Origin of the sequence: Gordonia sp. CNJ-863 (genome assembly GCF_001942325.1) — a bacterium.
Lineage (GTDB): Bacteria > Actinomycetota > Actinomycetes > Mycobacteriales > Mycobacteriaceae > Gordonia > Gordonia alkanivorans.
This window is the reverse complement of record NZ_MKKG01000033.1, coordinates 218622-238607: the sequence shown is the minus strand read 5'-3', so window position 1 is coordinate 238607 and position 19986 is coordinate 218622. Positions and strand designations below refer to the sequence as shown.

17 protein-coding genes, 1 tRNA gene and 4 pseudogenes are annotated in these 19986 nt (G+C 66.5%); 8 read left to right on the top strand and 14 right to left on the bottom strand.

The features are described from left to right. Both BJF87_RS16960 and BJF87_RS16955 read right to left on the bottom strand, forming a co-directional pair. Positions 1-537 (bottom strand): annotated as a pseudogene (locus tag BJF87_RS16960) (hypothetical protein); the annotation flags it as partial. A 121-nt stretch (positions 538-658) separates the two neighbouring features. Continuing rightward, positions 659-1540, bottom strand: coding sequence for a hypothetical protein (locus BJF87_RS16955; RefSeq protein WP_042378193.1), 882 nt, complete (start codon positions 1538-1540; stop codon positions 659-661). 213 nt (positions 1541-1753) lie between these two features. On the opposite strand from BJF87_RS16955, the gene BJF87_RS16950 reads away from it, so the two are divergent. From BJF87_RS16950 to BJF87_RS16925, 6 genes and pseudogenes are all read left to right on the top strand, one after another. Next, complete coding sequence (locus BJF87_RS16950) at positions 1754-2335, top strand: hypothetical protein (RefSeq protein WP_006359066.1); 582 nt, start codon at positions 1754-1756, stop codon at positions 2333-2335. A gap of 36 nt (positions 2336-2371) precedes the next feature. Then, a pseudogene (locus tag BJF87_RS16945) lies at positions 2372-2617 on the top strand (AraC family transcriptional regulator); the annotation flags it as partial. Positions 2618-2649: 32 nt separating this feature from the next. After that, positions 2650-2733 (top strand): annotated as a pseudogene (locus BJF87_RS26870) (VOC family protein); the annotation flags it as partial. Between the two features lie 48 nt (positions 2734-2781). Beyond that, the gene (locus BJF87_RS16935) at positions 2782-3633 is read left to right on the top strand and encodes a triacylglycerol lipase (protein ID WP_075863599.1); all 852 of its coding nucleotides are present in this window, start codon (positions 2782-2784) and stop codon (positions 3631-3633) included. A gap of 173 nt (positions 3634-3806) precedes the next feature. Continuing rightward, positions 3807-3882: transfer RNA gene (locus BJF87_RS16930), tRNA-Thr, on the top strand. Between the two features lie 308 nt (positions 3883-4190). After that, positions 4191-5603, top strand: coding sequence for a hypothetical protein (locus BJF87_RS16925; protein WP_075863598.1), 1413 nt, complete (start codon positions 4191-4193; stop codon positions 5601-5603). 19 nt (positions 5604-5622) lie between these two features. Here the strand turns inward: BJF87_RS16925 and BJF87_RS16920 are convergent, their stop codons facing one another. The 3 genes from BJF87_RS16920 to BJF87_RS16910 all read right to left on the bottom strand — a co-directional run bounded on the left by BJF87_RS16920 (position 5623) and on the right by BJF87_RS16910 (position 7877). Next, entirely contained in the window at positions 5623-6291 is a 669-nt protein-coding gene (locus BJF87_RS16920) for a hypothetical protein (RefSeq protein ID WP_075863597.1), read from the bottom strand. Between the two features lie 207 nt (positions 6292-6498). Beyond that, positions 6499-7059, bottom strand: a complete 561-nt coding sequence (locus BJF87_RS16915; protein ID WP_075863596.1) for a hypothetical protein — start codon at positions 7057-7059, stop codon at positions 6499-6501. Between the two features lie 245 nt (positions 7060-7304). Beyond that, positions 7305-7877, bottom strand: coding sequence for a TetR/AcrR family transcriptional regulator (locus tag BJF87_RS16910; RefSeq protein WP_035754750.1), 573 nt, complete (start codon positions 7875-7877; stop codon positions 7305-7307). Positions 7878-8024: 147 nt separating this feature from the next. Here BJF87_RS16910 and BJF87_RS16905 point away from each other — a divergent pair, with 147 nt between their 5' ends. After that, on the top strand, positions 8025-8867 hold the full coding sequence (locus tag BJF87_RS16905; protein ID WP_040004166.1) for an alpha/beta fold hydrolase: 843 nt from the start codon (positions 8025-8027) through the stop codon (positions 8865-8867). A gap of 72 nt (positions 8868-8939) precedes the next feature. On the opposite strand, the gene BJF87_RS16900 is transcribed toward BJF87_RS16905, so the two are convergent. The 8 genes and pseudogenes from BJF87_RS16900 to BJF87_RS16865 form a co-directional block, all read right to left on the bottom strand. Beyond that, positions 8940-9128, bottom strand: coding sequence for a hypothetical protein (locus BJF87_RS16900; protein ID WP_006359057.1), 189 nt, complete (start codon positions 9126-9128; stop codon positions 8940-8942). Positions 9129-9188: 60 nt separating this feature from the next. Beyond that, on the bottom strand, positions 9189-10250 hold the full coding sequence (locus BJF87_RS16895) for an ABC transporter substrate-binding protein (protein ID WP_075863595.1): 1062 nt from the start codon (positions 10248-10250) through the stop codon (positions 9189-9191). A 51-nt stretch (positions 10251-10301) separates the two neighbouring features. Next, positions 10302-11135: an ABC transporter permease gene (locus tag BJF87_RS16890; protein WP_006359055.1), complete on the bottom strand. Its 834-nt coding sequence runs from the start codon at positions 11133-11135 to the stop codon at positions 10302-10304. Then, positions 11132-11905: an ABC transporter permease gene (locus tag BJF87_RS16885; RefSeq protein ID WP_035754748.1), complete on the bottom strand. Its 774-nt coding sequence runs from the start codon at positions 11903-11905 to the stop codon at positions 11132-11134. The genes BJF87_RS16890 and BJF87_RS16885 overlap by 4 nt, the downstream gene beginning before the upstream one ends. Then, positions 11898-12743: an ABC transporter ATP-binding protein gene (locus BJF87_RS16880; protein ID WP_075863594.1), complete on the bottom strand. Its 846-nt coding sequence runs from the start codon at positions 12741-12743 to the stop codon at positions 11898-11900. The genes BJF87_RS16885 and BJF87_RS16880 overlap by 8 nt, the downstream gene beginning before the upstream one ends. A 64-nt stretch (positions 12744-12807) precedes the next feature. Next, positions 12808-13336 (bottom strand): annotated as a pseudogene (locus BJF87_RS16875) (SRPBCC family protein). Beyond that, the gene (locus BJF87_RS16870) at positions 13333-13701 is read right to left on the bottom strand and encodes a helix-turn-helix transcriptional regulator (protein WP_035754744.1); all 369 of its coding nucleotides are present in this window, start codon (positions 13699-13701) and stop codon (positions 13333-13335) included. Before BJF87_RS16870 ends, BJF87_RS16875 begins: the two are co-directional and overlap by 4 nt. 67 nt (positions 13702-13768) lie before the next feature. Further along, positions 13769-15055 (bottom strand): DNA polymerase III subunit delta', encoded by a 1287-nt coding sequence (locus tag BJF87_RS16865; protein WP_075863593.1) that lies wholly within the window; start codon positions 15053-15055, stop codon positions 13769-13771. Between the two features lie 172 nt (positions 15056-15227). On the opposite strand from BJF87_RS16865, the gene BJF87_RS16860 reads away from it, so the two are divergent. Next, positions 15228-16688, top strand: coding sequence for an adenylate/guanylate cyclase domain-containing protein (locus BJF87_RS16860; RefSeq protein ID WP_075863648.1), 1461 nt, complete (start codon positions 15228-15230; stop codon positions 16686-16688). A gap of 84 nt (positions 16689-16772) precedes the next feature. Here BJF87_RS16860 and topA read toward each other — a convergent pair whose 3' ends face one another. Then, entirely contained in the window at positions 16773-19835 is a 3063-nt protein-coding gene (topA, locus tag BJF87_RS16855; RefSeq protein ID WP_075863592.1) for a type I DNA topoisomerase, read from the bottom strand. Positions 19836-19986 lie beyond the last annotated feature (151 nt).

The following is a 19986-nucleotide window of genomic DNA, read 5'->3' as shown; positions in this document are numbered from 1 at the left end:
CAGCGCGACAGCACCAGCCGTGCCACCGGCCATCACACCGATGATCGTGGCAGCAGCACGACGACTCGCCTCGTCCTCCGGCACACCCACCGAGATCAAACCCTGAGCGATCTTCGCCTCGCCATACGCCGACCACGCATTGATCGAGTTCACATCCCTGTCGGACAGGCCCTTCGGGATGTCGGTGACGAAGTTACCCACACGGATCTTGTCCGGCGGCGGCGCAATCGGACGCACCGGCGGAGCAACCCGCGGCGCAACAGGATTGGTGATCGCCGGCGAATACGGCTGCTGGTAACTCTGCGACAACGACTGGTCATACGACTGATACGGAGCCTCGACCGGCGGACCCGGAATCGAACCCAGACCCGGAACAACGACCGGCTGCACCACCGCATCACCCGGAGCCGGAACACCCGGCGCCACATCCGACGGACTCGTACCACCCTGACCCGGCGCCGAATCCGACGGATCGGTGCCACCCTGCTCCGGAACAGCGAACGCCGCACCCGCACCAGCAGTGATCGACACCGCCACAACAGCAGACGTCACCGACAACAACGGACCACTCGGCGCCCGACGCCTACGATGCCGACCTCGGCTCTGGGTCATCTCAGGACTACCTTTCTGCGCCATCTGAATGGCTTTCTGTCTGAACTCATTCGACGGACTTGATGGACTGGATGAAGGTCTGGCCGCCTGTCGTGGACGTGCGGATGACCTGGCGATAGGTGATGGGCGCCGCGTCGGGCTGCAATTCGGTGAGCACCACCGAGTACTCGCCGGGCGCCCGTTCGGTGATCTTCAGACAGTGCCGCGTGCCGATGGGGCGCTGATCGATGTACTGCTGCATCACGTACTCGGAGGCGACTGCACCCGGGGCGGCAACGGCGCGTGCGGCTTTCGCCGAGCGCAGGACGTAGTAGGCGTGGTTGAACGCGCGGATCGCGCCCGGACCGGACTCCTGATCGCCCGTCTCGTCGTCGTTCGACACGGTGGTCCCCGAGCCGATAGGACGCTGCGCGCAGGCCGGGTGACCGACGACGCCCGACGTCGACGGCACCTCAGTCGGTGCCGTGGACGCCGTGGCGTCCGCGGTGACCCCGGGGCGGTCCGAACCGCCACCGGCGAGAGAGATCGAGACAACCACCGTGACCACGATCACAAGGATCGCGGCTGCCGCACCTGCGATTCGCGGTCCCGAACCCAAGAACCGACGCCAGCCGGGAGCCCTGCCGGACATGGTCTTTCGCTTCGCGCGGACCGACTTCTCGGCTTCGGCGAGAAAGGAATCGAGATCGGACGACGGCTTCCCCGGAATCTCGGCAACCGGGGTCTCGAACCTCGGCGCCGAGGGCTCGACGGGCAGTGCCGGAGCGTCGAGAACGGCCACCGCGGTGCCGCCGACATCGCCCTGAGCTGCGTCGACGGAACGGAATCGGGCGAGGTGAGCGGCCAGATCGGCCGCCGGCGTGGTTCCGGAGGACGGCCACGCGGGAACGTCGGGGAACCACAGGGACTGCGGACGCGGCAGCACCATGAGACCCCCTCCCGGCTGGTGATCGTCGTCGTCAGTTGTGCACGCGACGACACGACACCAAAAGGAAGACCCCCCGGGCGCCGGCACTGCCGTCGCTGATCTCGGGTCACCCTACAACAGCTCTCAGCAACATCTCAGACATCCTCCACAGGCATCACCTGCACCGGTTCTGACTGGCTGCGCAGCCGCGGCGCCCTCGCTACGGTCGAAGATGTGCTTCTCACAGCTGCAGTGGCGCGCGGGATCGCCGACGGTTCCGTCGACCTCGCCTTCCGACGTTGGGGACATCCCCGCATCCGACCCGGGTCGAGCTTCATCGCACTGACACACGTCATCGAGGTGACGTCGATGGAGCGCGTCGATCCCGCAAAGATCACCGCGAAAGAGGCGCGACGGGCCGGTTACGAGACTGTCGACGACCTGCGGGCGACCCTGTGCGTCAACACCCACAACCCGACCTATCGACTCGGACTCCGATGCATCGGCGAGGACCCGCGCATCGCACTCCGCGCCGATGACGATCTCTCCGACGACGACGTCGCGGACATCCGCTCGCGGCTCGACCGGATGGACACTCGATCCCAGAACGGGCCCTGGACGCATGACATCCTCGCGCTCATCGGCCGGCGGCCCGGCGTCGTGTCCACCGACCTCGCCGCCGAACTCGGCAGGGACCGAGCCGGTTTCAAGAACGACGTCACGAAGCTGAAGAAACTGGGACTGACCGAAAGCCTCGAGGTCGGTTACGCACTCTCACCACGCGGCGTCGAGTTCCTCCGTCGCGACAACACCTAGCCACCGCCGGACATGGCGCGCGCCGGTCGCGAGGTCGTGGCGGTGGGACTGTCGAGTGTCGGATCGTTCACCACGAGCTTCACCCGCGCCTTCGGCAAGACGCCGACCGCGTACCGGGATTCGTTCCCGCCTGCCGCCACGTACGCGCACGTTCCCGCATGCGTGCTCCGCGTCTGTTCACGGCCGGGGCCGGCCAGTCGTGTCGAACGGCCGAAACCGCCGGCCGAAGAGCTCCCGAAGACAGCACCCGGGAAGAAGACCGTCACACCCGTCCGCGCGTAGCTTGATTTCCACCGGAGGGAAACGCAGCCCCGAGGACGTACGGGATCGATGCCGGCTTCCGCGACCCGTCGGGCAACAGCATCCGTCTGACGCAGATGGCGGAAATCCTGGCGTAGGGCGCGAGACCGCCTGTCGCCCTGACGGTCATGGGCGACAATGTCCCTATGAACCGTCTCCGATCAGGACTCGCCGCCGCGGCCGCGTTCGCCGCGGCCTGCGTGCTGCTTGCCCCGGGCACCGCGCAGGCCGCGCCCTTCGCCGTCACCACAGATGTGAACAAGGCGATCGCCGAGCACTACCTCAGTCCGGCCACCGAGTCACCCGCCGGCAGCAACCGGTTCGACTGCCGGGATCGGGAAGGACGAGACCCGATCGTTCTGCTGCACGCGACCGCGATGAACCAGAGCGCCAACTGGGCCTACCTCGCTCCGACCCTCGCCAACGCCGGGTACTGCGTCTTCAGCCTCACCTACGGCCAGGCGTCGTGGAGCGGCAACACCGGCGGTCTCGGCAACAAGGAACGGTCTGCGGCGCAGCAGGTCGCGCCGTTCATCGACAAGGTCCTCGCCGCGACCGGCGCCGCCAAGGTCGACCTCATCGGTCATAGCCAAGGCGGAGCGATCGCCCAGCTGGTGACACAGCTTCCCGGCCGCGCCACGCAGGTGGACACCATCATCGCGTTGTCGGCATCGCACCAGGGAACCTCGCGGGTCGGCTCGATCACCGACCGACTCCCGGCCCGGGCTCCCGGCCAGAGCTACTGGGGCCCCCGGCACCCGGCGATCGACTACGTCAACTTCGCGACCCGCTTCGACGAGATCTCCACCCCGTACACGAACACCCTGATGACGCCCGGCCCGAACGTCGTCAACACGCTGATCCAGGACGTGTGCCCGGCGTCGAAGATCGGTCACGTCGGCATGGCCTACTCCCCGACCGTCGCCGCGCTCGTCCGCAACGCCCTCGACCCCGCTCATCGGGTGCCGCTGGTGTGCGGCTCCGACTACCCGCTCTGAGCCCCGAGCGCTCGCCGGAATCGCCAGGTCAGATCAGGTTCGCGAGCCGCAGACAGCGCGCCTGGGCGAAGGTGGCGATTCTGGGCGGGGTCACGTCGAGGCACTCGAATGGAGCCGGTTTTTGTTGCGGGCGATGGACTCGCTAGACTCGTCTGCGCTGCCTCGCGTAGCACGCCGCCCTAGCTCAGTCGGTAGAGCAATTCACTCGTAATGAATAGGTCAGGGGTTCGATTCCCCTGGGCGGCTCCACCGGGATCGTGCGATCTCCGACCCGTACGACGTCCCTCGATCCCCCGGATTCACACCGAGCTTTTCATCCGACGGCGAACCGCCTACACCAGCCTCTTAGCGACGCAAAGATAAATGCGTGTCAGGATGTCGGTGTTAATCCATTCGGATGACACATCCCGAGCCCCCCGCTCCTTAGACTTTATCCGACTGTAGGAGGTCAATTGGGGGCACGTCGGGGAGGAAGGCACCGGTCTCAACCGGCGCGAACCGCCACATCTTCTCGTAGACCATCGCGCGCGACAACCACTTCGCTGACGCTCAGCGCGTTGTCTCTCGGCACCGTCGTGCCGATCGCCGTCGCGTCGACGAACGTCACCGCCGTCGTCGAATCCCTCATCGATCGCGAGATCGTGCGGGAGGCCACGCAGCACGACAACACCAGCGACATCTTCACCGACCTGCCCGACAGCACGATCATGGTCGTCACCCCCGGGACCAATGACACCACGCTGATCCCGCGCAACCTTCCGTACGTCGGCCACCGGCAGACCCTGATCGTGAACTACCCCGAGTCCTTCGGACCCGTCATCGCCGGCCGCTCGAACACGCTCGCACCGTTCGCTCCGGGCTACGACGAGTCCAAAGAGCATGCGATGAACCAGAACCTGGCCGTGATGGCCGCGTTCGCCAACATGGGTGAGGACCGCCCGTTCGTCGTCTACACCGGTTTTTCGCAGGGCGCCGACGCGCTCGGCGACGCCGCCGAGGATCCTCGGGCCTACGACAACGACTTCCTCGTTCCGGGCAAGGACATGGTCGTCCTGGTCGCCGACCCGCGGAGCCCATGGGGCATCAAGGCCTGGCTCGACACGATGCCGTGGCTGAAACCGTTCGTGGCGGTCGCCGGGATCGACGCCAACGGCGCCCGCGACCCGGAAGCCACCGGCAAGATCAAGATCGTGTCGGTGATCGTCGTCGGCGACCCGGTCAGCAACTTCCAGTGGGTGGCGTACCGCCCCGTCACGTCGCTCGTCGTCAACGCGGCCGGGTTCCTCACCATCCACTCGGGCAACGGACCGCACACCTACGGCGACGTCGAGCGTCTGGGCGACCCGACCGAATACACCAGCGGCAACACAACATACCTCGTGTACGACGCGGCACATCCCCTGGCACTACTGGTGGCAACCGTCTACGACACACTCGGAATCGCCTACGACAAGGACGATCTCGCCCGCTGGGATGAACTCGCCGAGGCCTACTACCCGACCCAGGCACCCAATCCCGACACCGCGGCGGTGCCGGTCACGGCCGCGGATTCGGTGAAGCAGGACCAGCACGGCGACGGATATACCGTCACCGTGCCGTCCGAGGTGGCGACCGGCGCGGAGAAGCCGGAAGGTCCGCCGGACACCCGGGGAATCGTCCCGGTCGGCGCCGTACCGCCTGTTGTAGACGAGACTCCCACGGATGATCGTGCGTCCGTTGATGATCGCGACGAGCGCGAGTCTGGTACCGAAACTCCCGGCGATCGACCCGACGACTCGGACAAGCCAGATTCCCAGGAATCGGATTCGGATGCGGGTCCGGACTCCGGCGACGGCGGAGCTGGCGATTCCAACTCGTCGACCGGTGGTGACGACTCACCGAGCAGCAGTTCCAGCAACGATCGGGAAAAGTCCGACTCCGCCGAAACAAGTTCGGCCGGTGGGGATTCGACGGACCACGAGGCCGCCTGATCCCCCACCGACCGTGGGACTAGCTGGAGCCGAACAGATTTCCCAGGCTTCCGTTGCCCGAGTCGCCGCCCGCATCACCGCCGCCGTTATCGCCACCGCCGTTATCGCCACCGCCGTTGTCACCGCCGCCGTTATCGCCACCGCCGTTGTCACCGCCGCCGCCGTTGTCACCACCGCCGTTGTCGGCCGGCTTGCCGGTGCCGGTGACCTTGTACACCTGCGCGAGGCCGTTGATCGTCAGGCCGGTGATCGGATCAGGCGTCGTGCATTCCTGGTAGATCGCGTACGACGTGTCGGACCGGTTCGAGACCCAGGTGCCGGTCGCCGACGAGTCCTTGGCGACGGACTGGCCGGACCACACGATCCTCAGCGCCCCGGCGGCCGCGTCGGCCCGGGCATTGTCGAGCACCGTGGACTCGATACCTGAGGCGATGATCGCGTTGACGGCGGCGACGCGCAGACCGAGCTGAGTCTCCTTGCTCGCGTCGTGGATGGACAGCCAGCAGGTGGCCGTCTTCGACGTCTCATTGCCCACGTTCACTGTCAGCGTGCCGTTGGTGAGCGACTGGGTGTGCGGGTACGACGACGGCAACAGCAGTGCCGCCGACGCCTCTCCGCTTCCGGTGAATGCCACCGCGGCGCCGGCCGCCATTCCGATTCCCGTCAGTGCCAAGCGTGAAAACCGCATCTGATCCCTTTCCTACGCATGATTCATTGCCCCACAACATGTGTCGTCGGGTGAGCCCGACGAATCGACGACGTCGGGGAACTGTTTGTTCTGGTTCAAGCGGGCACGACGATGTGCCCAGAGCCGCAACATGACCGGCGCGCGAGTCACCACGCCGAATCGACGGTGAGCCGACGAGCCCCGCCCGCCTCCCCAACGACCGCTGAACTATCCGAGCAGACCGCCGAACAGGCCGCCGAGGCTGCCATTGCCCGCGTCCGGCGAGTCAGGGGACTTGCCGGTTCCGGTCACCTTGTAGACCTGCGCGAGGCCGCTGAACGTCCGACCCAAAAGCGAATCGGAAGAGCAATCCTGATAGATCACGTAGGACGTGTCGGCACGCCCGGATTTCCACGTGGCCGTGGCCGAACCGTTCGACGAGATCGACTTCTTGGTCCACACCACCTTCAGCGCGTCGGCCTCGACTTCCTGGCGCGCCGCGGCGAGAAGCGTATCGCTGACCCCGCCGGCGAGGTGGGTGTTCACCTTGGCGACTGCCAGGTTGACCTGCGTCTCCTTGCTCGCCTCGTGGACGGACAAATTGCACTTCACCGACGACGACGTGTTGTTGTTCACCTTCACCGTCAGCGTTCCATCACTGAGCGACTGGGTGTGGGTGAACGAGGCCGAAATCAACAGCAGCGCGGACGCGCCTCCCGATCCGGAGAATGTCATCGCGGCTGCCGCTGCCAGCCCGACTCCCGCCGTCGCCACCTTGGTGAATCGCATTGTGCACCTTTCCCAGCCCGAGATCCGCTGTGTTCCAATGCCCCCCCGAAGCACTTCACAACGAATTGATTACGCCGGGACATTAGCAGACCAAATCGAAGATTCGGAACGATTCTGTTTCCCCAGGTCAAGATGATGGCTCAATTTTGTTCTCGCGAGATTTATTGCGAATAATGTCTCACGAATTGGTTCAGATGACCCACTAACAATGCGGTTGGTGACATTCCTTCAATCGAACGAACAATTCAGCCGAGAGCCTGGTCGATCAGGGTTTCCGCAGCACTCCGCGCGTCACCGGCCGCCTGCGCAGTGCCGGCGATCGCCGCCGTCGTCTGGGCCCCCTCCGCCAGGATCGCCAGCTGAGCAGCCAGCTGCGACGGCCCGCCGAGCTCCTCGACCAGGCCGGCCACGTAGTCCTGGAATGCGCACTTCTGCTTGCGCACCGCCTCGACCACCGACGGCAACTCCCCGCCCAGCTCCCCATAGGCATTGATGAACGCGCACCCCCGGAACTCGTCGGTACCGAACCATTCGAGCAGGAAGTCGAAGATGGCCAGCAGCTTCTCCCGCGGCGTCGACAAACCTTCTGTGCGGGCGGCGACACCCGCATTCCATTGCCGGGTTCGATCGTCGAGGACCGCGAGGATCAGGGCCTCCTTGGAGGGGAACAGCGAGTAGATCTTCTTGAGCGAGACACCTGCGGCGTCACGGACCTTGTCCATCCCGACCGCATGCACCCCATAGGCGTTGAACAGTTCATCCGCGGCCCGAATGACCCGCTCTCGCGGGTCGACCGCGGTGTTCTCCGAAGCTGCCACGACGCACCATCCTCACCCGATTTCCTGGTTACCCCTTGCGCGGGGAACGATCGTTCTCTAGTGTAGCAACCAGCTCAGAGAACCTCCGTTCTCCGCAGCTCCGATCAGACCCCCCTCGGGTCGCTGCAGAAGAAAGAAGTGATCACCATGGGTTACATCAACGTCGGCACCGAGAACACCACCGACATAGAGCTGTACTACGAGGATCACGGGACCGGTCAGCCGGTCGTGCTGATCCACGGCTACCCGCTCGACGGCGCCAGCTGGGAGTTGCAGGCTCGCGAGCTGCTCGACGCCGGCCACCGGGTCATCACCTACGACCGTCGAGGTTTCGGCAAGTCGAGCAAGGTCGGCACCGGCTACCACTACGACACCTTCGCCGCGGACCTGAACACCGTGCTCGAGACCCTCGACCTGCGCGACGTGATCCTCGTCGGATTCTCGATGGGCACCGGCGAACTCGCACGCTACGCCGGAAAGTACGGGACCGAGCGGATCGCCAAGTTCGCATTCCTCGCAGCGCTCGAGCCGTTCCTGGTGAAGACCGACGACAACCCCGACGGCGTCGACGCCGCGGTCTTCGACGGCATCGCACAGGCCGCCAAGGAAAACCGGTACGCCTGGTTCACCCAGTTCTACAAGGACTTCTACAACCTCGACGACACCCTCGGGACGCGCATCACCCAGGAGGTCGTCGACGCCAACTGGATCACCGCTGTCGGCAGCGCACCGGTCGCGGCCTACGCCGTCGTCCCGACATGGATCGAGGACTTCCGCTCCGACGTTGCCGCAGTTCGTGATTCGGGGAAGCCGACGCTGATCCTGCACGGCACCGCCGACAACATCCTGCCGATCGACGCCACCGGCCGCCGCTTCCACGAGGCCGTTCCGGAGGCCGAGTACGTCGAGATCGAGGACGCTCCTCACGGCCTCCTGTGGACGCATGCCGCCGAGGTCAACGAAGCGCTGCTGCGGTTCGTGAGGAAATGAGCGCAACGCCCGACGGCCGTCGGGCGGGACCACCCGCCCGACGGCCGCTGCGTCGTGTCTGCCGCGTCGTCTCTACTTGGTCGTCTCGTCCCCTGATTCGACGGACGCAGGTTCGACGGACGCCGACTCGTCGGACGACTCGTCGGTGTCATCCGCGAGCGGGTCGTACCCGGGGACTCCTTCGAGGACGGTCAGTTCCTGGTCGATGGCAGCCGAGACGGCCCTGGCCTCTTCCTTGATCTTGCGGATGAAGTCCGACATCGCCTGCTCCCTTGCTCATCGGCTGCACGGCCATCGACCGTGCACCAATGATAGGGCGGGTCACTTCTTCAGGTCGGGGTTCTCCTCGTAGACCTCCTTGACGAGCGACATGTCGAAGATCTGCTCGGCCTTGATGGCGAAGCCGCCCTTGCCCAGGGCTTCGATGTTCTGCGCGATCAGTTCGTCGGTCATCGTGAGCAGGCCATTGGCCTTGGTGTCCGCGGAGACGACGAGGGTGTTCTGGGCAATGGCCTCCTTGGTCTGTTCGGCTTCGTCCAGACCGAGGTCCTTGCCGTACTTGGTGACCGCGAGCCGCGCCGACCCCGCCGGGTCGGCGACCGCGTCGTACCAACCCTTGATGTCCGCCTTGAGGAACGCCTTCACCTTGTCGCGCTCGTTGTCGATGGTGTCCTGCCGGAGGACCAGGGTCTCGGCGACGAGCGGCAGGTTGAAGTCGGCGAACAGGAAGTTGGCATTCGGGAAGCCGCTTTCCTCCAAGGTGATCGGCTCGTTCGTCACATAGCTGACCCAGCCGTCCACCTCACCGTTCTTCAGCGGCGTCGGGTCGTACTGGACAGTGATCTTCTGGATGTCGGCCTCGGTCATGTTGTTGGCGGTGAGCAGCGCCTGGAAGACGTTCTCGTTGGTCGCCTGGACGCCGATCTTGCGGCCTTTCATGTCCTCGGGACCGAGGATGGGCTTGTCGGCCGACGACACGATGCAGAACGGGTTGCGCTGGAACGTCGCGGCGACGGTCATCAGCTTTGCGCCCTGCAGGATCACCGGCGCGGTCAGCTGCGGCGAGGACATTCCGATCCACACCTTGTTCGACGTCAGACCATTCTCGACGCCCGTACCCGCACCACCGCCGGTGATCAGCTCGGGCGTGCCGAGACCTTCCTCCTCGAAGTAGCCGTTCTCGATGGCGAAGTACTCACCCGCGAACTCGATGTTCTTCTGCCACGACAGCTGCACCTTCGGGTTGGTCGAGCTCGTGCCCCCGCTCGCGGTACCGCCGGAACTGCACGCCGACAACGCGCCAGTCAGACCGAGGGCACCGGCGGCTGCGCCGCCCATCATCGAATAGCGGAGAAACGACCGACGGTCGAAGGAGTTGGCCATGTGAGAATTACCTTTCGCCAGAAGCAGATGCGGTCGAGCGTGCGCCCGACCTCAGTTGTGCTGCATTCCCATCTGTGACAGGACGACAGTCTCGATGACACCCACCACGGCGTAGATGACGATCGAAGCCACGGTGATGACGAGGACCGAGGCCCACAGCTCGTCGTAGGCCGCCGCGGGCAGGGCCCGCTGGAGTGACGCACCGAGGCCTTTGTTGGTCCCCAACCACTCGGCGACGGTTGCGCCGATGAGCGCGCCCGGCACCGAAACCTTGGCCGCGCCGAACAGCGACGGCACCGCCGACGGAATCGCAGAGCGGCGCAATGCCGTCCAGCGCCCGCCGCCGTACACACTGATCACATCGGTGATCTGACGCGGCGCATTCGACAGCCCGGTCATGATCATCACGAGCGCGGGGAAGAACACGACGATCCCGCCCATCACCGCGACCACCGCGACTCCCCGACCGACGATGACGGTGATCAGCGGTGTCATCGCGACCAGCGGCACCGACCGGAGGAGCATCGCGATCGGCATGAACGTCTGTGCCGCGGAACGGGACACGACAAAGATCGCCGCCGTGGCGATCGCCGCGAGCATACCGGCGACGAACCCGATTGCCGCGTCCTGCAGGGTGATCCAGAGGTTGCCGAAGATCTCGGCGCGGGCCGCCGGCGCGTCGGCGTCGACGAACAGGTAATCGAACACGTCGACAGGCGTGCGCCCGATGATCGGCCCGATGTCGGGGAAGGCCAGGAGGAACAACCACCAGATCACCAGGATCAGCGCGAACGACAGCAGCAGGGATCCGAGGAAACGTCCTGCCGCCCACAGACCACCGGTTCCGAAGCCCCCCGCCCTGAGAGTTCTCACCTCAGTGCTCATCGTCCCGCCGCCGTTCCGTTCGACCAGGCCGTCGCATACTTGGCGATCACCGCGACCACGGCGTAGCCGAGGCCGGCAATCGCCCCGCTGATCAGGGCGATGGCCCACACCTGCGGGATGTCGCCGCTCTGCTGGGCGATGATCATCGCCGGTCCGGCACCGGTTTCGGGCATCGCGAGGAACTCGCCGAGCACGGCACCCAGAACTGCGGCCGGAGCGGCGATCTTGATGGCGGCCAGGGTGTTCGGCAGTGCGGCGACGGATCTCACCCGCCACAGTTGCGCGAAGCGGCCGCCGCCGTAGACCTTGATGAGGTCGAGACTTCCCGAGTGCGGTGCGCGCAGACCCGACAACGTCCCGATCATCGTCGTGAAGAACACCGAGATGGCGGCGAGGAAGACGATCATCGTCGTCACCTCGGCGAAGGCCACCTGGATGATCGGCGCGACAGCGATGATCGGCGTGCAGTACGACAGGATCGCGAGCTGGGTGGCCAGTCCTTCCACCGGCGGAAACAGGATCACGGTGACGGCCAGGGCGATCGCAAGCCCGTTGCCCCAGAGGAATCCGCGGAATGCGAGTTCGACTGTCAGCGAGAAGTTGTCGACGTAATAGGTGGACCCGGTCTCGCCGATCTCGGCGAGCACCGACCACGGCGTCGGGATCGTTCCGCCGAACAGGTCCAACGCACCGGCGATCCACCACACCACGATGAGTCCGACGATCCCCCCGAGACCGGCCACCCATCGGACCGATCCGAATCTAGCCACTCACGCCCTCCGAAACAGGTTCGGGCGCTACGACTTCGGCCGGTTGCGCGGTCGCCCGCTTACCGAACAGGAGGCCGGAGAGGTGGTCGTGTATCGCGTGGAACTCGGGCGTGCGCATCATCTCCGGGATGCGGGGCCGCGGCAGATCGACGGGGACCACCTCCGCCACCGTGCCCGGCCGCGGACCCATGACCGCGACCACGTCGGACAAGAAGACCGCCTCGGCGATACCGTGCGTGACCATCAGCGTGGTCGCCGGCTTCTCGGTCCAGATGCGCAGCAGTTCGACGTTGAGCCGCTGCCGGGTCATGTCGTCGAGCGCGCCGAACGGTTCGTCGAGCAGCAATGCGGTCGGTTTAACCACCAGAGCACGGGCGATCGAAACACGTTGGCGCATACCGCCGGAGAGCATCGCGGGCTTGGACTTCTCGAAGCCCTTGAGCCCGACCAGTTCGATCAGGTCGGCGACGAGGTCGTCGTCGGCCGGCATTCCCCCGACCTGCAGCGGCAGCTTGATGTTGGATTCGACCGAGCGCCACGGCAGCAACGCGGAATCCTGGAAGGCGATGCCCAGCTCATGATTTCGCTGGAGGTCCTGGGGCGATTGCCCGTTCATCAGCGCGGTCCCCGAGGTGGCGTCCTCGAGGCCGGCGAGGATACGCAGCACCGTCGACTTGCCGCAGCCCGACGGGCCGAGCAACGACAGGAAGGAACCCTCCGACGTGCTCAACGAGACGTCGGACAACGCGGCCACCGTCGAACTCCCGCGCAACGAACGAGAGGTGAACGTCTTGGTCAGTCCAGAGATGTTGATCCCCGTACCCAGGGGTCGTGTCATGACCGGAGACATTAAAGAGGCCGTGTTGCCGCCCGATTACCGTCGCGTAAGAGTCGCGACGTGCTCAGCCGGCGAACATCTGCGCGTAAGGAGCCGACAGCGCCGGATAGTAGGCATCCCAGTCCACCGCGTCGACGCCGCTGCCGGACTCGGCCGCGACGAGCCGGTCGAGGTAGTACTCCCACCCGGGACCGACGTTCTCGGCCATCTCGGGGCGTGAGAGCCCCTGCGCGAACGTGAGTGTGGTCGTCCCGTCGGCCTCGGTGAGATCCAACTCCAGTCGCCACACGTCGTCGGCCCCGCCGTCGGGGTCCGGGCTCTTCGATTCGACGACGAGCCGGTTCGGCGGCTCGCATTCCAGAATGGCCATTCGCTCCGCCTCCGCGTCCTCGCCCTCGGCGGTCATCCGGAAGTCGACGTAACCGTGTGTCGGATCCCCATCCCAGGTCCCCACCCACCGTTCAAGCCGGGCCGGTTCGGTGATGGCTGCCCACACCGCGGCGACCGGCGCGTCCGAAGGTGCGCTCGAGGACCACATAGGCAACCCCGTCGCGGATCTCCTGGCGCCCGGTGGCCGTCACTTCGGCTTTCATCCTGTCTCCTTCTGTTCGCCGGTCTGGATGCTCGGGTCGGCGAACTCCCGCACGGTGCGTCGAACCTCGAGGTCGAGGGCGTCGAGATGATGCTCGCCGAACGGCTGCGTTGCTCCCGACGCCAGTCCGTCCAGCCAGTCGCGTACCGGCGCCAGTCCCCCGGACACGAGTTCGTAGTGCCGTTCACGGCCATGGTCGACGGCCGCGACGACGCCGGCCTCGCCGAGGACCCGGAGGTGGCGCGAGATCGCCGGGCGGCTGACCGGATGTTCGGCCGCGAGATCGACGACGCGTGCGGGACGCTGCGCGAGACGTTCGACGAGCGCCCGACGAGTCGGGTCGGCGATCGCCTCGAATGCATCCACCCACTATTGGTAACACATCAGTTACCAATAGTGGGTGCTTTGCGAGACTGGGGAGGCCCCGCGATTGCTAGGCGTCGACCCTGCGCTTGAGCGCCAACCCGATCCGCGCGACCATGTCGTCGACCGCGAACTTGGGTTTGACGTTCATGTCCAGCGCCTCGCGGCAGTCGAGGACGGCCTCGACGCACGACAGCAGCTGCTCGGGGCGGGCGTAGCCGGCCAGGGGTATCGAGATGTCGTCGGACTTGTCGGGATGCATCGCGGTCACCTCGGCCCCGACCCCGACGACGAGCGCGTCGCGGAAGAGTGCGGCGAGGTCGACGAGGGCGCGGTCGAGGACATCGCGTCCGACGCGCGTGGCGCGCGACTTCTGACGCTTCTCGAGCTCCTTCAGCGCGCCCGCACTCCCGCGGGGCATCCGGGCGGTGCCCTTGCCGGTGCCGCCCGCACCGAGCGCGGTCCTCATCTCCTCGGTCTCGGCTTCGTCGAGTTCGGCACTGATCGCCTTGGCCGCGGCCTCCGCCGACCGCACCAGCTCCTCGGCCGCGGCGTACGCCGTCGAATCCCGGGAAGCGGCCCGAGCCAGCGAGAGCGCCTTCTCGCGCTGGGAACGGGCGTCGGGGTCGGTGGCGAGGCGGCGGGCGCGGCCGATGTGGCCGCCGCACACCGACGCCGCCCAGCGTGCCTGCTCGGGGTCGAGGCCGTCGCGTTCGATCAGGACGCGTTCGATGGCCGCGGGTGTCGGCGACACCAGCGCGACGTGCCGGCATCGCGATCGGAGGGTCACCGAGATGTCCTCCGGGTCCACCGACGGCGCGCACAGCAGGAACACGGTGCGGGGTGGCGGTTCCTCCACGACCTTCAGCAGCGCGTTCGCGGCCTGTTCGGTGAGGCGGTCGGCGTCCTCGACGATGACGATCTGCCAGCGGCCGGTTCCGGGGCGTCGGGCGGCGGCCTGCACGATGTCGCGCATCGCACCGACCGCCAGACTCAGACCCTCGGGCACGACGTGCCGGACGTCGGCGTGGGTCTTGGCCATCACCGTCACACAGGCACGGCACTCGCCGCATCCGACGTTCGCCGACTCGGGCGACTGACACTGCAGGGCGGCGGCGAAACACGTCGCGGCCACCGAGCGACCGCTTCCGGGCGGCCCGGTGAAGAGCCAGGAATGCGTCATCGATGCGCGTGACCACCCCGCGTCGACGCCCGGGATCTCGTCGTCGGGCACGAACAGGCCTTCGCTGCTGCCGGCGTCGAGCTGCTGCGCGAGGACCCGCGCAGCACGCGCGGCGGCACGCAGATCGTCCGCGATCGCCTCTTGGCCGGTCAGCCGATCAAAGACATTGGTCACAACGACACCCTAAACCGCAGTTCGGACACGCCAACGGGGCGGAACCGTGTTTAACGATTGCAAGCAGACAGCTACCGTAGTCTCCGTGGTTGAACAGCGGTCGCGATGGTCCAAGGTCCTGCACCTTGGCCGATGGCTGATTCATACGCCGTGGCCGATCCTCGCGCTCGACATGCTCCGCGCGAACCTCGTCGGCGCGCTGTTCACCTTCGCCTTCCTCCGCTTCGGGATGCCGCTCCAGGACTCGATCAGCCTCGACGAGATCACCGCCCTGAACCAGGCGATCTTCGCGGGCTACCTGTTGATCGCGATGGTCATCGGCGGCTACGCCAGCATCCAGCTGTCGCTACCCGTCCTCGTGTGGCATCGCCGACGCACCCGGCTCGACAACGAGGCCGCCCGACGCCGCGCCCTCGCCCTGCCGACGCTGCTGACCGTCGTCAACGCCGCACTGTGGGTGGTGGGCGGCACCCTCTTCACCCTCGTCAACCTGACCGTGTCATCCAAGAACGCCTTCATCGTCGCCATCGCGAGCGCCATCGGTGCGATGGTCACCTGCGCGCTGAGCTACATGCAGGCCGAGAAGGTCATGCGGCCGATCACCGTCGCCGCGATGGCCAACAACCCCAACCACGCGATCGCCCCCAGCGTCACCACCCGCATCACCGCGTTCTGGGTGATCAGCGTCGTCGCACCGATGGTCGTGATCATCGGTCTCATCGTGCTGCACCGGCTGGGCATCTTCGAAGGCGACTCCACCGGGCTGGAACGTCCGATCCTGTGGATGGCGGTGTCGGCTCTCGCGTTCAGCGTCATCGCGATCGTCCGTGTGGTGGCCGCGATCAACGACCCGATCAAACAGCTGCGTCGCGCCCAGTCGAAGGTCAGTGACGGCGACCTCAACGTCGCGGTGAAGATCTACGACGGCAGCGACCTCGGCCTGCTTCAGGCCGGCTTCAACGACATGGTCGCCGACCTGCGGGAACGACAGGAACTACGCAACCTGTTCGGCCGCTACGTCGGCGAGGACGTCGCCCGACGCGCCATCGAGACCGGCACCGAGCTGGGCGGCGAGGAACGCTACGTCGGTGTGCTCTTCGTCGACATCGTCGGTTCGACGCGCCTGGCCGTGAACCGCCCGCCGCGCGAGATCGTCGAGCTGCTCAACGAGTTCTTCCGGGTGGTCGTGGCCGTCGTCGGACGCCACGGCGGCTTCGTCAACAAGTTCCAGGGTGATGCGGCGCTCGCGATCTTCGGCGCCCCCCTCGACCTCGACGACTTCGCCGGCCGCGCGCTGGCCTCCGCGCGTGAGCTACGGGCCGAGCTGTACCAGACCCTCGGTGACACCGACATCGGCATCGGTGTCTCCGCCGGCAAGGCGATCGCCGGGCACATCGGCGCCGAGCAGCGCCTCGAGTACACCGTCATCGGCGACCCGGTGAACGAGGCCGCGCGCCTCACCGAACTCGCGAAGGACGAGCCCACCCGCGTGCTCGGTTCGGCCCGTGCCGTGTTCCTGGCCTCGCACGAAGAGGCCGAGCACTGGGAGATCGGTGAAGGCGTCGAACTCCGCGGCCGCGGGATCGAGACCCTCCTCGCCCGCCCGCACATGGAGCCCTACCGCAGGGACTGAGCGGCCCCCGAGGTGTCGACTCACCAGGGCCCTTCAAGACTCGTCGCTCGCGCTCCTCGCACCTCAAGCAGCGGCTGGGGCCCGCTAATCCTCCGACGACTCCGTCGTCTTCTTCGCGGCCGTCTTCTTGGCCGCGGTCTTTTTGGCGGTCGTCTTCTTGGCGGCAGCCTTCTTCGCGGTCTTCTTGGCGGCCGTCTTCTTCGCAGCCTTCTTTGCCGGGGCCTTCTTGGCGGCCTTCTTCGCCGCCTTCTTGGCCGGGCCGCGAGCGCGACGATCGGCGAGGAGTTCCATCGCGCGCTCCGGCGTGATCGAGTCGACCTCGTCGCCCTTGCGCAGGCTCGCGTTGGTTTCGCCGTCGGTCACGTACGGACCGAAGCGGCCATCCTTGATGACCATCGGCCTGCCGCTGACCTCGTCGTCCTTGCCCAGTTCACGCAGCGGCGGCGCAGCCGCCTGCCGTCCACGACGCTTGGGCTCGGAGTAGATCTTCAGGGCCTCGTCGAGGGTGATCTCGAAGAGCTGTTCCTCACTACCGAGGGACCGCGAATCCGAGCCCTTCTTCAGGTAAGGACCGTAGCGCCCGTTCTGCGCGGTGATCTCGTCGCCGGACTCCGGGTCGACGCCGACGACGCGCGGCAGCGACAGCAGCTTCAGAGCCTCGTCGAGGGTGACCGTCGAGATGTCCATCGACTTGAACAGCGAACCGGTGCGAGGCTTGGGGCCGGCCTTCTTCGCCGCCTTCTTGGCGACCTTCTTCGCCGCCGGCTTGGTCTTGGTGGTGGTGCCGCCGCCCGGGGAATCGAGCGGGACCACATCGGCGTCGCCGGCGTCGCTGCCGCCGGTGCCGGGAGATCCGCCGTCGCGCGGCGTCGGACCCGCGGGGATGGTGATCGGGGCTTCGCCGTCGTCGTCATCGTCGTCGGCGGGCAGGATCTCGGTCACGTACGGACCGAAACGCCCTTCCTTGGCGACGATCTCGTGGCCGGTCAGCGGGTCGACGCCCAGCGAGCGACCCTCCTGCGGCGTCGAGAACAGCTTCTCCGCGATCTCCAGCGTCAGCTCGTCCGGCGTGATGTCGGCGGGCAGGTTGGCGCGCTGCAGATCGGGTTCGGCATCGGCGTCGGTCTTCTTGTTCGCGTTGAGGTCACGCTCGAGGTACGGACCGAAGCGGCCGACGCGCACATAGATCGGCCGGCCCTCTTCGTCGTCGAACAAGCGGATCGAGTTGACCTGGCGGGCGTCGATCTCCTCGAGGTTGACGCCGACGAGCTTCTTGAGTCCGCCGTACTGGGCGATCGCCGAGTGCGCCGAGCGTGCCTCGGCGTCGCCGGACCGCTCGTCGCCGAAGTAGAACTCCGACAGCCACTTCGTCCGGTTCTCGTTGCCGGTGGCGATCTGGTCGAGATCGTCTTCCAGGGTCGCGGTGAAGTCGTAGTCGACGAGACTCTCGAAGTACGCCTCGAGAAGTCCCACCACCGCGAAGGCGATCCACGACGGGACGAGGGCGTTGCCCTTCTTCACGACGTAACCGCGATCCTGGATGGTGCCGATGATCGAGGCGTAGGTCGACGGACGGCCGATGCCCAGCTCTTCGAGCACCTTGACCAGCGACGCCTCGGTGAAGCGGGCCGGCGGGTTGGTCGAGTGACCGTCGGCGGTGAGCTCGGTCGCGGTGAGCGACTGTCCCTCGGTCAGCTGTGGCAGGCGGTTCTCGGCGTCGTCGGCCTGGCCACCGGTCTGCTCGTCGACGGTTTCCACGTAGGCCGACAGGAAGCCGGGGAACGTGATGGTGCGGCCCGACGAGGCGAACGTCGCGCGCTCCCCGGACGACGCGGTGCCCGCGATCCGCAGGCTCAGCGTGGTGCCCTTGGCGTCGGCCATCTGCGAGGCGACGGTGCGCTGCCAGATGAGCTCGTACAGGCGGAACTCGTCGGCCTCGAGCTGGCCGGCGACCTGGCCGGGAGTCCGGAAGGTCTCGCCCGCGGGACGGATCGCCTCGTGGGCCTCCTGGGCGTTCTTGACCTTGCGGGTGTACTGACGCGGCGTCGGGTGGACGAAGTTGTCGCCGTACAGCTCGCGTGCCTGGGCGCGGGCGGCGTTGATCGCCGACTCGCTCAGGCTCGTCGAGTCGGTACGCATGTAGGTGATGAAGCCGTTCTCATACAGCCGCTGCGCGATGCGCATGGTGCGGTCGGAGGTGAAGCGAAGCTTACGGCCGGCCTCCTGCTGCAGCGTCGACGTCATGAACGGCGCATACGGGCGACGGGTGTAGGGCTTCTCCTCCACCGAGGTCACCGTCATGGCGGCGCCGCGCAGACCTGCGGCCAGGCTCTCCGCGCGGTCGGCGTCGAGCACGACGACCCCGTCGGGCTTCTTCAGTTCACCGGTCGCCTCGAAGTCGCGACCGGTGGCGACACGGGCGTCGTCGACGTTGACCAGGCGGGCCTTGAACGTCGAGGGGCTGGCCTCGGCGCCGGCGTCCATGGTCGCGGCGATGTCCCAGTACTCGGCGGACACGAACGCCATGCGCTCACGTTCACGCTCGACGATGATGCGCGTCGCGACGGACTGCACGCGGCCCGCCGACAGCTTCGGCATGACCTTCTTCCACAGCACCGGAGACACCTCGTAGCCGTAGAGGCGGTCGAGGATGCGTCGGGTCTCCTGGGCGTCGACGAGGTCGATGTCGAGATCACGCGGGTTCTCGGCGGCCGCGCGGATCGCGGGTTCGGTGATCTCGTGGAACACCATCCGCTTGACCGGGATCTTCGGTTTGAGCGTCTCGAGGAGGTGCCAGGCGATGGCCTCCCCCTCGCGGTCACCGTCCGTGGCGAGGTAGAGCTCGTCGACGTCCTTCATCAGCGACTTCAGCTCACTGACGGTGGTCTTCTTGTCCGGCGAGACGACGTAGAGCGGCTCAAAGTTGTCGTCGACGTTCACCCCGAGGCGCGCCCAGGGCTGGCCCTTGTACTTGGCGGGGACGTCGGCGGCGCCGCGCGGCAGGTCGCGAATGTGGCCGCGGGACGACTCCACCACGTAGTTGGAGCCGAGGTAACCGGCGATCTTGCGCGCCTTTGTAGGGGACTCGACGATCACGAGTCGTCGGATTCCCCCACTAGAGCGGGATGCGGTGCTGGTCTCGGCCACCGGGGCGTCCTTCGGTTGACTGGGTGGAGAACCACCTGCATGTCTGAACAGGTGTGTTCGATGGGTTTGTACCTTATGTATAGCGCCGTTTGCACATCCGAATTCCTTGTGACGCTGTCAGATGTGACCCATACCGCGCTTTCAGTCAGCG

Excerpts from the sequence above, each read along its gene's own strand:
- BJF87_RS16955 (WP_042378193.1), bottom strand. The coding sequence starts at position 1,540 with ATGGTGCTGCCGCGTCCGCAGTCCCTGTGGTTCCCCGACGTTCCCGCG.
- BJF87_RS16935 (WP_075863599.1), top strand. The coding sequence starts at position 2,782 with ATGAACCGTCTCCGATCAGGACTCGCCGCCGCGGCCGCGTTCGCCGCG.
- BJF87_RS16920 (WP_075863597.1), bottom strand. The coding sequence starts at position 6,291 with ATGCGGTTTTCACGCTTGGCACTGACGGGAATCGGAATGGCGGCCGGC.
- BJF87_RS16915 (WP_075863596.1), bottom strand. The coding sequence starts at position 7,059 with ATGCGATTCACCAAGGTGGCGACGGCGGGAGTCGGGCTGGCAGCGGCA.
- BJF87_RS16905 (WP_040004166.1), top strand. The coding sequence starts at position 8,025 with ATGGGTTACATCAACGTCGGCACCGAGAACACCACCGACATAGAGCTG.
- BJF87_RS16900 (WP_006359057.1), bottom strand. The coding sequence starts at position 9,128 with ATGTCGGACTTCATCCGCAAGATCAAGGAAGAGGCCAGGGCCGTCTCG.
- BJF87_RS16895 (WP_075863595.1), bottom strand. The coding sequence starts at position 10,250 with ATGGCCAACTCCTTCGACCGTCGGTCGTTTCTCCGCTATTCGATGATG.
- BJF87_RS16890 (WP_006359055.1), bottom strand. The coding sequence starts at position 11,135 with ATGAGCACTGAGGTGAGAACTCTCAGGGCGGGGGGCTTCGGAACCGGT.
- BJF87_RS16880 (WP_075863594.1), bottom strand. The coding sequence starts at position 12,743 with ATGACACGACCCCTGGGTACGGGGATCAACATCTCTGGACTGACCAAG.
- BJF87_RS16860 (WP_075863648.1), top strand. The coding sequence starts at position 15,228 with ATGCTCCGCGCGAACCTCGTCGGCGCGCTGTTCACCTTCGCCTTCCTC.